This is a genomic window from Micromonospora sp. CNZ322 (genome assembly GCF_007827755.1).
Genome location: NZ_VITD01000016.1, coordinates 35,935 through 48,786, shown reverse-complemented (window position 1 = coordinate 48,786; position 12,852 = coordinate 35,935). Strand labels below are relative to the sequence as shown.

General features: G+C 72.0%; 15 protein-coding genes. 5 read left to right on the top strand and 10 right to left on the bottom strand.

Features of this window, described 5'->3' with window-relative positions:
* Positions 1–13 precede the first annotated feature (13 nt).
* The 3 genes from FB453_RS28515 to FB453_RS28505 all read left to right on the top strand — a co-directional run bounded on the left by FB453_RS28515 (position 14) and on the right by FB453_RS28505 (position 3,682).
* Positions 14–643, top strand: coding sequence for a TIGR03085 family metal-binding protein (locus FB453_RS28515; RefSeq protein ID WP_145795204.1), 630 nt, complete (start codon positions 14–16; stop codon positions 641–643).
* 199 nt (positions 644–842) lie between these two features.
* Positions 843–1,718 (top strand): terpene synthase family protein, encoded by an 876-nt coding sequence (locus FB453_RS28510; protein ID WP_486480508.1) that lies wholly within the window; start codon positions 843–845, stop codon positions 1,716–1,718.
* Positions 1,719–1,855: 137 nt separating this feature from the next.
* The gene (locus FB453_RS28505) at positions 1,856–3,682 is read left to right on the top strand and encodes an AMP-dependent synthetase/ligase (protein ID WP_145795199.1); all 1,827 of its coding nucleotides are present in this window, start codon (positions 1,856–1,858) and stop codon (positions 3,680–3,682) included.
* A gap of 45 nt (positions 3,683–3,727) precedes the next feature.
* Here the strand turns inward: FB453_RS28505 and FB453_RS28500 are convergent, their stop codons facing one another.
* Together FB453_RS28500 and yczR are read right to left on the bottom strand one after the other, a co-directional pair.
* Entirely contained in the window at positions 3,728–5,032 is a 1,305-nt protein-coding gene (locus FB453_RS28500) for a low temperature requirement protein A (protein WP_486480507.1), read from the bottom strand.
* A gap of 88 nt (positions 5,033–5,120) precedes the next feature.
* Complete coding sequence (yczR, locus tag FB453_RS28495) at positions 5,121–6,575, bottom strand: MocR-like transcription factor YczR (RefSeq protein WP_145795194.1); 1,455 nt, start codon at positions 6,573–6,575, stop codon at positions 5,121–5,123.
* Positions 6,576–6,634: 59 nt separating this feature from the next.
* Between yczR and yczE the strand changes: the two genes are divergently transcribed.
* Together yczE and FB453_RS28485 are read left to right on the top strand one after the other, a co-directional pair.
* A complete protein-coding gene (yczE, locus tag FB453_RS28490) occupies positions 6,635–7,306 on the top strand; it encodes a membrane protein YczE (protein WP_486480506.1) in 672 nt (223 codons plus the stop codon).
* A 101-nt stretch (positions 7,307–7,407) separates the two neighbouring features.
* Complete coding sequence (locus tag FB453_RS28485; protein WP_091407765.1) at positions 7,408–7,869, top strand: hypothetical protein; 462 nt, start codon at positions 7,408–7,410, stop codon at positions 7,867–7,869.
* A gap of 5 nt (positions 7,870–7,874) precedes the next feature.
* Here FB453_RS28485 and hisF read toward each other — a convergent pair whose 3' ends face one another.
* The 8 genes from hisF to hisH all read right to left on the bottom strand — a co-directional run bounded on the left by hisF (position 7,875) and on the right by hisH (position 12,842).
* A complete protein-coding gene (gene hisF, locus FB453_RS28480; protein ID WP_145795192.1) occupies positions 7,875–8,642 on the bottom strand; it encodes an imidazole glycerol phosphate synthase subunit HisF in 768 nt (255 codons plus the stop codon).
* Positions 8,643–8,715: 73 nt separating this feature from the next.
* Positions 8,716–9,711, bottom strand: coding sequence for an MDR family NADP-dependent oxidoreductase (locus FB453_RS28475; RefSeq protein WP_145795190.1), 996 nt, complete (start codon positions 9,709–9,711; stop codon positions 8,716–8,718).
* 47 nt (positions 9,712–9,758) lie between these two features.
* Positions 9,759–10,190 (bottom strand): organic hydroperoxide resistance protein, encoded by a 432-nt coding sequence (locus FB453_RS28470; protein WP_112668570.1) that lies wholly within the window; start codon positions 10,188–10,190, stop codon positions 9,759–9,761.
* Positions 10,191–10,195: 5 nt separating this feature from the next.
* Positions 10,196–10,642, bottom strand: coding sequence for a MarR family winged helix-turn-helix transcriptional regulator (locus FB453_RS28465; RefSeq protein ID WP_112582826.1), 447 nt, complete (start codon positions 10,640–10,642; stop codon positions 10,196–10,198).
* An 81-nt stretch (positions 10,643–10,723) separates the two neighbouring features.
* Positions 10,724–11,113, bottom strand: a complete 390-nt coding sequence (locus FB453_RS28460; protein ID WP_112582733.1) for a RidA family protein — start codon at positions 11,111–11,113, stop codon at positions 10,724–10,726.
* Positions 11,110–11,835 carry a bifunctional 1-(5-phosphoribosyl)-5-((5-phosphoribosylamino)methylideneamino)imidazole-4-carboxamide isomerase/phosphoribosylanthranilate isomerase PriA gene (gene priA / locus FB453_RS28455; protein WP_091407754.1) on the bottom strand — a complete coding sequence of 242 codons (726 nt, stop codon included), beginning with the start codon at positions 11,833–11,835 and terminating at the stop codon, positions 11,110–11,112. The genes FB453_RS28460 and priA overlap by 4 nt, the downstream gene beginning before the upstream one ends.
* Positions 11,836–11,849: 14 nt before the next feature.
* On the bottom strand, positions 11,850–12,173 hold the full coding sequence (locus FB453_RS28450) for a hypothetical protein (protein ID WP_112603507.1): 324 nt from the start codon (positions 12,171–12,173) through the stop codon (positions 11,850–11,852).
* A gap of 36 nt (positions 12,174–12,209) precedes the next feature.
* A complete protein-coding gene (gene hisH / locus FB453_RS28445) occupies positions 12,210–12,842 on the bottom strand; it encodes an imidazole glycerol phosphate synthase subunit HisH (protein ID WP_145795187.1) in 633 nt (210 codons plus the stop codon).
* Positions 12,843–12,852 lie beyond the last annotated feature (10 nt).

Here is a 12,852-nt window from a genome sequence, read left to right as displayed (position 1 = left end):
CTACGATCGGGCCATGCCGCGGTACGCCCGAGCCGAGCGCGAGGCGCTGGCCGATCTTCTACTGGCCCTCGGGCCGGACGCCCCGACCATCAACGAGGGCTGGGCGACCCGTGACCTCGCCGCGCATCTGGTGCTGCGGGAGCGCCGTCCGGACGCGGCGGGTGGGATCGTGCTGCCGCCGCTGCGCGGCTATTCCGAGCGGGTCCGTCGGCGACTCGCCGCACGGCCCTACCCCCAGCTGGTGGCACAGGTGCGCCGACCGCCGCTGTGGAGCCCGGTCAGCAACCCGCTGACCGACGAGTTGGCCAACACCATGGAGTTCTTCATCCATCACGAGGACGTCCGGCGGGCCGGCTCCGGGTGGCAGCCGCGCGATCTGCCCACCGGCCTGCAGAGCGCGCTCTGGAAACGCGCGGCCCCGATGGCCCGGCTGGCACTGCGGCGCTTTCCGGCCAACCTCTACGTGCAGGCGCCCGGCCACGGTGAGGTCTCCCTCGGTCGCGGTGGTGAACCACTGCGCCTGGTCGGCGCCCCGGCCGAGCTGGTGCTGTTCTTCTCGGGCCGGCAACGGGTGGCCCGGGTCCAACTGAACGGCTCGGCGGAGGCGGCTCGGCGGCTGCGCGCCGCCAACCTGGGCATGTGACCGCCTGTACTTAAACGGTCACAGGACGACTGTGGAATTTCCCACACCCAACGATACACGCTGATACCTCCTCCCGTACGCTTCACCGCGCCGCTCCGCGCCGGGCGGCACGGAGTGGGGGCACACTGTGCGGGACTTCGCGATTTCGGCGCTGCGGGAACCCCCGTTTCCCACGGGGCGCCACGGCGCCACGGACCAGGTGGCGAGTGAGAGCATCGATTGGGCGCGCGCGTTCGGTCTGGTCGATTCCAGCCAACGCGTACACCGCCTGGAACGGGCTGACGCCGCCGGACTGGCCGGCCGCGCCTGCCCGGAGGGCTCGGTGGAGGGCCTGCGGCTGCTCACTGACCTGATCAGCTGGCTCTTCGTGATGGACGACGCCTGCGACGAGGACGGCCTCGGTGCCGACCCGGCCCGACTGGGCCCGGCGATCAGCACCCTGCTCGACGTGCTGGACCGGTGCGGTGATCCGTACGTCGTACCGCCCGCCGTCGGGCCGCTGGGCGACGCTCTGCACGATCTCTGCCGCCGAACCCGACTGCACGACCACGCCGGACTGCTGCTGCGGTTCGTCAGCCAGATGCGCGAGTACCTGTTGGCGCTGCTCTGGGAGGCGGGCAACCGGGAACGTCGGCGTGTGCCCGAGGTGGCGGAGTACGTGCAGCTACGCCGGCACATCGGCGGCGTGCACCCCTGCCTCACCCTGACCGACCTGGCGTCGACGCGGCCCTCCGGGCCGATCCAGCGCGCCAACCCGGGGCTGGTCGCCCTGGACCTGCTGGCGGTGGACCTGGTCTGCTGGTGCAACGACCTCTTCTCCTACGGCAAGGAGAGCCAGGCCGACCCGGACGCGCACAACCTGGTCACGGTGCTCGCCCAGGACAGCGACGCGGACGAGGCGACAGCGCTCCGGAGTGCGGCACACCGGTTCAACCAGGGGTTGGCGACGTACCTGGACGCGGAGGAGGCGCTGCGCGCCGCCGGCGACGACGGGCTCCGCGACGCCCTGGCCGCGCGGCGCAACTGGGTCCGGGCCACCTACGACTGGTCAGTGGTGGCTGCCCGGTACGCCTGATCGGCCGTACCGGTTGGTGGGATGGGCCGGCCGGACGATCACCAGGGCTAGCCGATGCACGGCAACAGGCAATACTCTTCGGTAACCATCATGACGTGACGACCGTCACGCCACCACCCCCGAAGGCGGCTACAGCGATGGCTCTCGATGTACCGTACCGCTCCATCCCGGACATGTTCCTCAAGCGCGTGGCGGCCACCCCCGACCGGTTCGCGTTCGCGTCCCCGAACTCCGACGATTCGGGGCCCGTCTGGCTGACCTGGGCGCAGGTCGGCCAGCGCGCCAAGGCGGTCGCCGCCGGCCTGCACGGCCTGGGCGTCGGCCAGGAGGACCCGGTCGCGATCCTCGCCAACACCCGGCTGGAATGGGTGATCGCCGACCTCGGCATCATGTGCGCCGGCGGCGCGACCACCACCGTCTACCCGACCACCGAGCCGGCCGACGCGACGTACATCATCGCCGACTCCGGGTCGAAGGTGCTGTTCGCGGAGAACCCGGCCCAGGCGGCGAAGATCGCCGGGGCGTCCCTGCCCGCGCTCACCCACGTGGTGCTCCTCGACGGCGCCGTCGACCCGGACGCCCCGATCGCGCAGTTGACACTCGCCGACCTGGAGGAGCGCGGCACCCAGGCGCTGGCCGCCGAGCCGGAGCTGATCGACATGCTGGTGGCCGGCATCGGCCCGGACCACCTGGCCACCCTGATCTACACCTCCGGCACCACCGGCCAGCCCAAGGGCGTCGAGCTGCTGCACGGCGGCTGGTGCTGGGAGGCCGTGGCGCAGGCGGAGGTCGGGCTGCTGCGCGACGACGACCTGCAGTACCTGTGGCTGCCGCTGGCCCACTCGTTCGGCAAGACCCTGCTCTGCGGCGCCATCCACGTCGGCCTGCCCACCTACGTCGACGGGCGGGTGGACAAGCTGGTCGACCTTCTCTCGGTCATCCGTCCGACGCTGATGTGCGGCGCTCCCCGGGTTTTCGAGAAGGTCTACAACAAGGCCGTGACCACCGCGCAGGGCGCCGGCGGCGCGAAGGCGAAGATCTTCGGCTGGGCCGTCGGCGTCGGCAAGGAGAAGGTCACCCTGGAGCAGGCCGGCAAGCCGGTGCCGGCCGGGCTGAAGCTGCGCTACGGGCTGGCCGAGAAGCTGGTGTTCAGCAAGCTCCAGGCCCGCCTGGGCGGCCGGATGCGGGTGCTGGTGTCCGGCGCCGCGCCGCTCAGCCCGGAGATAGCCACCTTCTTCGCCGCCGCGAACCTGCCGATCTCCGAGGGCTACGGCCTGACCGAGACCAGCGCGGGCAACTTCGTCAACCCGCCGGCCGGGCTGCGGATCGGCACCGTGGGCCGGGCGATGGGCGACCTGGAGTGCAAGATCGACACCGACGGGGAGATCCTGGTACGGGGTCGGCCGGTGATGCGCGGCTACCACAACCTGCCGGAGGAGACCGCCGCCTCGTTCACCGAGGACGGCTTCTTCCGTACCGGTGACATCGGCACCCTGGACGAGCAGGGCTACCTCCGCATCACCGACCGCAAGAAGGACCTGGTCAAGACCTCGGGCGGCAAGTACATCGCGCCGTCGCACATCGAGGGGATGTTCAAGGCCATCTGCCCGTACACCTCGCAGGCGGTCGTCGTCGGTCAGGCCCGCAACTTCTGCACGATGCTGGTCACCCTGGACCCGGACGCCATCCGCGGCTGGGTCGCCGGCGGCCCGCTCGAAGGACGCAGCTACACCGAGATCGTCGCGTCGGCTGAGGCCCAGACGATGGTCGAGGAGTACGTCGCCCAGCTCAACGCCAAGCTCAACCGCTGGGAGACGATCAAGAAGGTGGCCATCCTGCCGCGCGACCTGACGATCGAGGACGGTGAGATCACCCCGTCGTTGAAGATCAAGCGGCGTGGGGTGGAGAGCAACTTCGCCGCCGAGATCGACAAGATGTACGCCGGCACCCTCGCCGAACTCTGAGCCGACCGAGGGGTCCGTGCCGGCGAGGAAGCCGGCACGGACCCCTCACAGGTGGTGGCCCCGCCACCTCGTCTGCTCCTCTTCCGCGGCGAGCTGCTCCTCGAACGCCGTCTGCCGGACCCCGGCCCGGCGCCGCGAGTCGACGACGGTCTGCGCCGCCACCGCCAACGCCGCCGCCAGGGCCAACATGCCCAACGCGATCAGCTCGGGCAGCGACCCGGCAACCGGCACCAGCGCGACCAGCAGCAGGATCCCGCCGATCGTGGGCCAACGGGGGGCGCCGAGCATCAGCCGGCCGAGCACGATGAGCGCGAGCAGATAGAGCGCGACCCCTCCGTAGAGCGCCAGCAGGTCGAAGCTCGGCAGCGGAACGCCCCAGCTCGGTGTGGTGGGATCGGCGCCTTCCTCGATCAGCCCCTTGAGTCCGAGCGCGAACAGGATGACGCCGGCGATGACCGGCAGGTGCAGGTAGCTGTAGGCGTTCCGGGCCAGGATGGCGCGCGCGTCCGGGTCGCGGGTGCGGTGCAGGGTCTGTTCCATGCCGAGCGCCAGGGTGTCGAAGTACGCCCACCACATCGCGGCGGCCACCGCGATGCCGAGCACCGCCGCGAACAGCACCGGCCAGGTCAGCGGCAGACCGGCGGTTTCGCCGGGACTGAACCCGAGCGCGATGATCGCCTCGCCGAGGGCGACCAGGACGATCTGACCGTGCCGCTCCGCCCAGTGCCCGGCGGAGAGCACCGTCCACCCGGTGCCCCGCAGCGCCAGTCCGGCCCCGTACTCCACGCCAATGGCCGCGAGCCAGCACAGCAGGCGGGCCACCGACTCGGCTGTTCCGTCGAAGAACCGCTGCGGCAGCAACCCGGCGACCACGATGAGGCCCGTGGCCAGGAACACCGGCAGGGCGAGCAGCTGCCAGCGTCGACGCACGTCACGGTTCCGGCGGCCGATCCACAGGAAGATCACCGTTTCGCTCACCCGGACCACGAAGTAGCAGGTCGCGAAGACCAGTGGACCGAACAATCCACCGGGACGGTCGACGAACGCCTTCGGCAGACTCAGCGCCAGCACGAAGGCGGCGGCGATGGTGACGAAGCCGACCGCCGGGACGATGCCCTGGTCGGTACGGATCAGGTTGCCCAGCACGGCGAACCCCGACCAGCACCACCAGAGCAGGGCCAGCAGCACCAGACACCGGACCAGGCCTCGGGCGGTCGGATTGCCGGCGGTGGCGGTGGTGACGTGCAGAAAGGCGAAGACGAAGACCAGGTCGTAGAAGAGTTCCAGCGGGGTCGCCCGCGAGCCCGGCGCACTCCGGCGGACTCCGCGTGTCCCACCACCCTGGCCCACCAGGAGAGTGTGGCAGCCGAAACAGGGCGAATGAAATATTCCCGGTATAACGGTGCCCGCGGATGCCGATGGCTTGTTCGGCGCTGGCTCAGGCGATGACGGCGGGCTCCCGCCACCGCTGGCGGCCGGCCCGATCCAGGTCGTAGCGGATCGCCGCGATCCGCCCGACGGCCTCCACGAGGTCCGCCGCGGGCAGGGTGAAGGGCAGCCGCAGGAAGCGCTCCAGGGTGCCGTCCAGGCCGAACCGGGGCCCGGGGGCCAGCCGTACGCCGACCTCCTCCGCAGCCCGGGCCAGAGCGCTCGAGACCGGGCCGTCCAACTCGGCCCAGAGCGTCACGCCACCTCGTGGCACGGTGACCCGCCACTCCGGCAGTTGGTGTGCCAGCGCGCCGAGCAGAGCGTCGCGCTGGACGGCCAACTGGACGCGGCGGTCGGCGACGATGGCCTCGGCGTCGGCGAGCAGGTGCACCGCGACCAGTTGGTCCAGCACCGGGCTGGCCATGTCGACCCCGACCCGCACGGCGGCCAGCCGCTGCACCTGCGGCGCGGACGCGCGCACCCAGCCGATCCGCAGGCCACCCCAGTAGGGCTTGCTCATCCCGCCGATGCTGACCACCCGGCTGTGCCGGTCGTAGGTGGCGACCGGGGGTGGCACCTCGGTGCCGTCCATGGACAGGTCCACGAAGGACTCGTCGATGATCAGATCGGTGCCGACCGCGTGCGCGGCGGCCACCACGCGCTCGCGCAGCGAGGCGGGCATCAGGTGCCCCGTCGGGTTCTGGAACTCCGGAATCAGGTAGGCCAGCTTGGGCCGGGTCTGTCGGAGACTGCCCAGCAGCAGGTCGGGCTCCCAGCCGGCGTCGGCGGCCAGCCCGTGGGTGCTGATCCGGGCCCGCCGGCCGGCCAGCGCGGCGAGGGCGTTGGGGTAGGTCGGGGACTCGACCAGCACGGTGCCGCCCGGGGCCAGGGCGAGCCGCAGCACCAGATCCAGTGCGTGCTGGGTGCCGCTGGTGACCATGATCTGGTCGGCCGAGGTGGGCAGACCCCGCGCGGTGTACGCGTCGGCCACCGCCGCGCGCAGCTCGATGATGCCGGTCGGGTGGTAACCGGCCCCGCTCAGGTAGCGGGGCAGGTCCTCGGTGGCGGCCCGCGCGGCCGACAGCAGTTGCGGCGGTGCGGCCAGCGCGGCGACGCCGAGGTCGAGCATCTCCCGGTCGTCCAGCGGGGTCCACAGGCCGGTGCTGGCCACCCGGTGGTTGCCGGGCAGCATCGTCCAACTGCCGGCGCCCCGACGGCTGGCCAGGTGCCCGGTCTCGCGTAGCTGCCGGTAGGCGGCGGTGACAGTGGTCCGGCTGATCCGCAGCGCCTCGGCCAGCTCCCGTTCGGCCGGGAGGCGGACGCCCAGCGGCAGCCGGCCGTCGGCGAGCAGCCCGCGCACCGAGCCGGCCAGCGCGGCGTAGTCGGGGCTGCGGCGGCGGCCCGGCAGGGCATGCCACTGCCCGAGCAGACGGGCCAATTGGACGCCGCGCACCTGCCCGGTCATAGCCACTCCTCGGATATTGGCTTCTTCCTCGACGAGGATTGGCACCTAGGGTGGCATGCATGGCACTGCTTGGCAATCTGCGGCACCGGCCGGTTCGACGGTTGGTCCAGCTCTACCTCGGGCTCACGCTCTACGGCGTCAGCATGGCCCTGATGATCCGTTCCGATCTGGGCCTCGACCCGTGGGACGTGTTCCACCAGGGACTCTCCGAGCTGACCCGGCTCTCCTTCGGCACTGTCACCATCGGCGTCGGCGCGCTGGTCCTGCTGCTCTGGATCCCGCTGCGGCAGCGGCCCGGCCTCGGCACGGTCAGCAACGTCGTGGTGATCGGTCTGGTCGTGGACGCCACACTGGCCCTGCTGCCCGCGGCTGGCCCGCTCAGCGTCCAGATCGCGATGCTGGTCACCGGGATCGTCGCCAACGGCGCCGCCACCGCTCTCTACCTCGGCGCCCGGTTGGGGCCCGGCCCCCGCGACGGTCTGATGACCGGGTACGTGGCCCGCAGGCCCGGCCGGTCGATCCGGCTGGTACGCACCGTCATCGAGGTCACAGTGCTGGCGCTGGGCTGGCTGCTCGGCGGCACGGTCGGCGTGGGCACCGTCGCGTACGCGCTCGCCATCGGTCCGTTGGCCCAGTTCTTCATCCCGCTGTTCGCCGTGCCGGAGGGCACCGAGCCGGACAGCGCCGCGCCCTCACCGGGCAACCCCGCGCCGGCCACCCCGACCGGCTGAACCCTCACCGACCGTCCGCGAACCGGTACGTGGCGGTGGTGCCGCACACCGGTTGGCGGGTGGGTGTTCCCTTCCGCGACGCGCGCCGTCATCATCTCTGCATGGGGGAGAACGGTTGGCGCTGGAACGACGCCTGGATCTTCGTGTCGCTCGTCATCGCTAGCGGTGCCGGACGGCACCGTCGGTCGGCGACAAGCCGGCGGCCGGAGGGCGTCCGCCTGACCGACGTGCTCTCCACCGCCGATCACCTCAACCACGCGATTCCGCAGCGACACGAGGTGGAGGCCGCGGTCCAGCGGCTGGTCGGCGCCGGGCTGGTCAGCGTCGCCGACGGCTGGTTCCGGATCACCGCCGAGGGTGAGCAGCTGTGGCGTACCCGCCCACGCGCGGGTGTGGCGACCATGGTGGACACCGTGCAGGGAGTGTTGACCCGCCGGCACGCGCCCGGCAGCGCGGACTGGATCCTGGACGAGGCCGACCACGCGGCTGCCGTCCAGGAGTACGCGGTCCGTTCGATTCCCACCCCGCGTCGGTCACCGGAGGGGCACTCCGGCGAGCGCTGAGCTGCTCAGCGCACCGGATGGCCGCCGAGGCGCAGCGCGTCCTTGACCTCGGCGACGGTCAGCTCGCCGAAGTGGAAGACGCTGGCGGCGAGCACAGCGTCCGCGCCGGCGCCGATCGCGGGCGGAAAGTGGGCCACCTCGCCGGCGCCTCCACTGGCCACCACCGGCACGTCCACCACCGCGCGCACCGCGGCGATCAGCTCCAGGTCGAAGCCCGCCTTGGTGCCGTCGGCGTCCATCGAGTTGAGCAGGATCTCCCCCGCGCCCAACTCGGCGCCCCGGTGCGCCCACCACACGGCGTCGATGCCGGTGCCACGCCGACCCCCGTGGGTGGTGACCTCGAAGCCGCTGGGCGTGCCGCCCTTCGACGAGCGCCGCACGTCGAGGGAGAGCACGAGCACCTGCCGGCCGAACCGGTCGGCGATCTCGGCGATCAGCTCCGGACGGGCGATGGCCGCGGTGTTCACGCCGACCTTGTCCGCACCGGCGCGCAGCAGCGTGTCCACGTCGGCGACCTGCCGGACCCCACCGCCAACGGTCAGTGGGATGAACACCGACTCGGCGGTGCGGCGCACCACGTCGAGCATGGTGCCCCGGTCGCTGGAGGACGCGGTGACGTCGAGGAAGGTCAACTCGTCCGCGCCGGCCCGGTCGTACGCGGCGGCCAGTTCCACCGGATCGCCGGCGTCACGCAGGTCGAGGAAGTTGACCCCCTTGACCACCCGCCCGGCGTCCACGTCCAGACAGGGGATCACCCGTACCGCCACCGTCATGCCGCGAGCCTATCCTCCGCACGCGGCACGGCGGTCGACCCGATCGGGTCGACCGCCGCGAGAGAGGTCTGCGTCACACGCGGACGAGCATCTTGCCGAGGTTGTCGCCGCGCAGCACGCCGATGAACGCCTCCGGAGCGTTCTCGATGCCGTCCACGATCGTCTCGTCGTAGGACAGCGTGCCGTCGCGCAGCCAGCCCGAGACGTCGCGCACGAACGCCGCCCGCACGTCGTTGTGGTCGTTGACCAGGAAGCCGCGCAGGGTGAGCCGCTTGCCGATGACCAGCGCCAGGTTGCGCGGGGCGGCCGGCGGCTCGGTGGCGTTGTACTGCGAGATCATGCCGCAGATGGCCGCCCGGCCGTGCAGGTTCATGGCCGAGATCGCGGCCTCCAGGTGGTCACCCCCGACGTTGTCGAAGTAGACGTCGACGCCGTCCGGGGCGGCCGCCCGCAGCGACTCGCGGACCCCGTCGTGGTAGTCGAAGGCGGCGTCGAAGCCCAGCGCCCGCAGCCGCTCGACCTTGGCCGGCGAGCCGGCACTGCCGATCACCCGGCCGGCACCCTTGAGCTTGGCGATCTGGCCGACCAGGCTGCCCACCGCGCCGGCCGCGGCGGAGACGAAGACCGTCTCGCCGGGCTTCATCGCGGCCACCTCCAGCAGACCGGCGTACGCGGTCAACCCGGTCATGCCGAGCACGCTCAGGTACGCGCTGACCGGGGCGATGCTCGGGTCGACGGGGCGGGCCGCGGCGGCGTCGAGCAGCGCGTACTCCCGCCAGCCCAGCCCGTGCAGGACTGTGGTCCCGACGGGGGTGTCCGCCGCCTCGCTGGCCACCACCTCACCGATCGCGGCACCGTCGAGCGGCGCGTCGAGCGCGAACGGCGGCACGTACGACTTGACGTCGTTCATCCGTCCGCGCATGTACGGGTCGACGGACATGTACTGGTTGTGGACCACGATCTGGCCCGGTCCGGGCGTCGGGACCTCGGTCTCGACGAGCCGGAAGGTGTCTTCGGTGGGCCAGCCCTGGGGGCGGCTGGCCAGGTGGATCTCACGGTTGCTGGTCACGGGGTGGTCGTCCTCTCGTCCGCGGATGGGGGCCTGGGGCCGCGAGGTCACGCGGACAGGGTCTCGCGGACGGTCAGGGTCACGTCGACGTTGCCACGGGTGGCGTTGGAGTACGGGCAGACCTGGTGGGCCTGCTCGACGATCTGCTCGGCGACCTCGCGGGGTGCGGCGGGCAGGTCGACGACGAGCTGCACGGTGAGCCCGAAGCCGCCGCTGCCGTTCGGGCCGATGCCCACCTCGGCGCCGACCACGGAACCTGTCACGTCGGCCTTGGCCCGGCGGGCCACCAGCCGCAGCGCGCTGTGGAAGCAGGCCGCGTAACCGGCGGCGAAGAGCTGCTCAGGGTTGGCCGCGCCACCGGCGCCGCCCATCTCCTTCGGCACGGCCAGGTCGAGGGCGAACGTGCCGTCGGAGGTCTCGACGTGGCCGTCCCGGCCGTCGCCGGTGGCGGTCGCGGACGCGGTGTAGACAACCTGCATGGTGGTCACTGCTCCTTCTGTCGGTGGATGGTGTCGGTGACCCGGGTGAGGGTGTCGCGCAGGGCGACGAGTTCGTCGAAGCCAAGCCCGGTGGCCTGCGCGATCCGCAGCGGGACATCGCAGACCCGCTCGCGCAGCGCCCGGCCCTGCTCGGTGAGGCCCACCTCGACCCGCCGCTCGTCACGGGCCGACCGCCGCCGCACCACCAGACCCGCCCCCTCCAGCCGTTTGAGCAGCGGGGAGAGCGTGCCGGAGTCCAGCCGCAGCTCGGTGCCCAACTCGGACACCGTGGGGGCGTCGTCGGGACGCTCCCAGAGCACCAGCAGCGCCAGGTACTGCGGGTAGGTCAAACCGACCTCGTCGAGGATCGGCCGGTAGACGTCGGTCAGTGCGCGCGACGCGGCGTAGAGCGCGAAGCACACCTGCCGTCGCAGCACCAGGTCATCGGTCACCACTGAAAGGTAGCCCACAATTAAGTTGTGCACAACTTATCGGGCTGCGAGCCGGCCCAACAGGCCACCCGGGCGGGTACCTCAGCGATCGCCGAGGTACGCCTCCAACTCCACCTCGACCAGGTGCTCCGGGTCCAGCAGACCGGCCACCACCACCAGGGTGGCCGCCGGCCGGACCGCGCCGAAGACCGCGTTGTGCGCCCGACCCACCTCGTCGGCGTGCAGCCGGTCCGTCACGTACATCCTGGTTCGAACCACATCACCCGGCTCCGCACCCACCTCGGCGAGCGCGGCCAGCCCGATCCGCAGCGCCTGCGCGGTCTGCGCGGCCGCGTCACCGACGTGCACCACCCGGCCGTCCACAGTCGCCGTGCAACCGGCCGTCCAGGCCCGCTCACCGGCCCGGACCACCCGGGAGTACCCGTATCGCTGCTCCCACGGGCCGCCCGACCCCAGCCGGGTCGTCGTCACGCCTCGGCCAGCGTCCGCAGCGCCTCGGCCACAGTGAAGGCACCCGCGTAGAGCGCCTTGCCGGCGATCACGCCCTCCACCCCGGCCGACTCCAGGGTCGCCAACGCCCGCAGGTCGTCCAGGGTGGACACCCCACCCGAGGCGATCACCGGCCGGTCCGTACGGGCACACACCTCGCGCAGCAGATCCAGGTTCGGCCCGCGCATCGTGCCGTCCTTGGTGATGTCGGTGACCACGTACCGGCTCGCGCCCGCCTTGTCCAACCGCTCCAGCACCTCGTACAGGTCGCCACCGTCGCGGGTCCAACCCCGCGCCGACAGGGTGTGACCCCGCACGTCCAGCCCGATGGCCACCCGGTCGCCGTACTCCGCGACCACCCGGTCACACCAGACCGGGTCCTCCAGAGCGGCGGTCCCGATGTTCACCCGGGCCGCACCGGTGCCCAGCGCCGCGCGCAGCGACTCGTCGTCACGGATGCCACCGGAGAGCTCCACCTTCACGTCCAACTGCCGCACCACCTCCGCGAGCAGGTGCGCGTTGGTGCCCCGACCGAACGCCGCGTCCAGGTCGACCAGGTGGATCCACTCCGCGCCGTCCTGCTGCCAGGCCAGCGCCGCGTCCAACGGGTCGCCGTAGATGCTCTCGCTTCCGACGGCGCCCTGCACGAGCCGGACGGCCCGGCCGTCAGCGACATCCACGGCGGGTAACAGGGTGAGGCTCAAGGTCTTCTCCTCGATCAGGTACGACGGTCCAGGGCGATCACCACGATCGCCGGCAGTACGAGCAGCAGGAGCACGATCAGCGCGATACGCAACGCCAGGTTGTCGACGAACGTCCAGATCAGGATCAACGCCGCGCCGGTGAGCAGCACGATCGCGGCCCGCTCACCCCGAGTGTGCCGGGCCAGCCGCCCGGAGCGACCCCGCCGCAGCCGCGGCGTCAAGGTGCGGACCACAGCGCGACGACGTTGCCGCCGGGCGACCTGGCGCTGCCGGACCGCCCGCTCCCGGGCCTGCTCCGCCTCCCGCTCGGCCCGCCGTCGGGCGCGCTCCCGGCTCACCGCGACGCCCGCCGCTCGGGCACCGCGCGACGGCGCTCAGTCACCGCTGGGCAACGTGGCGAGCCAGTTGCGCAGCAGCGCGGCACCGGTGTCGGCGGACTTCTCCGGGTGGAACTGGGCCGCCGACAACGAGCCACGCTCCACCGCCGCGACGAAATCCGTGTCGTGGTGGGCGGTGGTCACCGTGGCACCCGCAGCGGCCAGCGCCGCCGGGTCGCCCATCGCGTACGAGTGGACGAAGTAGAACCGACTCTGCTCCGTCAACCCGGCGAACAGCACCGACTCCCGCGGCGCCCGAACCGTGTTCCAGCCCATGTGCGGCAACCGGTTGGCGGCCAGCCGGGTCACCCCGCCGGGCAGCAGCCCCAGCCCCTTGGTCACCACTCCGTGCTCGTCACCGTGCTCGAAAAGCACCTGCATGCCCACGCAGATGCCGAGCACCGGCCGGCCGGCAGTTACCCGTTCGGCGATCACCGGGCCGGCGCCCAGCGCCTCGATCCCCGCCATGCACGCCGCGTAAGCGCCCACACCCGGCACCACCAGACCATCGGCGGCAGCCGCCGCGGCCAGGTCGTCGGTCACCCGGACGTCCGCTCCGGCGGCGGCCAGCGCCCGCTCCGCCGAGCGCAGGTTGCCCGAGCCGTAGTCGAGCACCACCACGTCACTCATGTCGTCACCC

Coding starts and splice junctions, on each gene's coding strand:
- FB453_RS28515 (WP_145795204.1), top strand. CDS start 14: ATGCCGCGGTACGCCCGAGCCGAGCGCGAGGCGCTGGCCGATCTTCTA.
- FB453_RS28505 (WP_145795199.1), top strand. CDS start 1,856: ATGGCTCTCGATGTACCGTACCGCTCCATCCCGGACATGTTCCTCAAG.
- yczR (WP_145795194.1), bottom strand. CDS start 6,575: ATGACCGGGCAGGTGCGCGGCGTCCAATTGGCCCGTCTGCTCGGGCAG.
- yczE (WP_486480506.1), top strand. CDS start 6,635: ATGGCACTGCTTGGCAATCTGCGGCACCGGCCGGTTCGACGGTTGGTC.
- FB453_RS28485 (WP_091407765.1), top strand. CDS start 7,408: ATGGGGGAGAACGGTTGGCGCTGGAACGACGCCTGGATCTTCGTGTCG.
- hisF (WP_145795192.1), bottom strand. CDS start 8,642: ATGACGGTGGCGGTACGGGTGATCCCCTGTCTGGACGTGGACGCCGGG.
- FB453_RS28470 (WP_112668570.1), bottom strand. CDS start 10,190: ATGCAGGTTGTCTACACCGCGTCCGCGACCGCCACCGGCGACGGCCGG.
- hisH (WP_145795187.1), bottom strand. CDS start 12,842: ATGAGTGACGTGGTGGTGCTCGACTACGGCTCGGGCAACCTGCGCTCG.